Annotated in this window: 1 rRNA gene; it reads right to left on the bottom strand. The window is 43.5% G+C overall.

The window, feature by feature from the left end:
* A 5S ribosomal RNA gene (gene rrf / locus HXW94_RS20615) occupies positions 1 to 58 on the bottom strand; the annotation flags it as partial.
* Between the last annotated feature and the right edge of the window lie 197 nt (positions 59 to 255).

Genomic DNA, 255 nt, shown 5'->3' with positions numbered 1-255 from the left:
GCTTAACTTCCGTGTTCGAGATGGGTACGGGTGTGGCCTCTTCGCCATCGCCACCGGTTACACTGGTCGGACCTGGAACTTCAGAAAGCTTTATTCTTGTCATGTTCCATGGGTCCAAATATGTAATTTGTTGTAGTAAACAGTTATTTCAACATCAAAGTATCTAAATTTATTCGTGGAAAAAAGTGGCTAAGCCTCACGACCTATTAGTACTGGTAAGCTCAACATGTTGCCATGCTTACACACCCAGCCTAT

The organism is Desulfobacter latus (genome assembly GCF_013389365.1).
Classification (GTDB): domain Bacteria; phylum Desulfobacterota; class Desulfobacteria; order Desulfobacterales; family Desulfobacteraceae; genus Desulfobacter; species Desulfobacter latus.
This window is presented reverse-complemented; position numbering and strand designations above follow the sequence as displayed.